Source organism: Schumannella sp. 10F1B-5-1, from assembly GCF_006517535.1.
Lineage (GTDB): Bacteria > Actinomycetota > Actinomycetes > Actinomycetales > Microbacteriaceae > Schumannella.
On record NZ_VHQH01000091.1, the window covers coordinates 1 to 209 of the forward strand.

General features: G+C 69.9%; 1 protein-coding gene. It reads right to left on the reverse strand.

Annotation, left to right across the window (positions count from 1 at the left end):
- Positions 1-209, reverse strand: a 209-nt coding sequence (locus FJ658_RS15085) for an SDR family NAD(P)-dependent oxidoreductase (protein WP_141146214.1), incomplete at both ends; no start/stop codon positions are given.

The window sequence follows — 209 nt, forward strand, 5'->3', positions numbered from 1 at the left end:
GCCGCGTTCTTGGTGGCGCCGACGACGCCGTGCTTGGCCGCGACGTAGGCGACCGACCCGGCGAAGCCGACCGATCCGAGGATCGAGGCCATGTTCACGATCGAGCCGCCGCCGTTGCGCACCATCGCCGGCAGCTGGGCGCGCATGCCGTAGGTGACCGCCGAGAGGTTGATGTCGATCACCTTGCGCCAGCCGTCGAGCGGGTACTC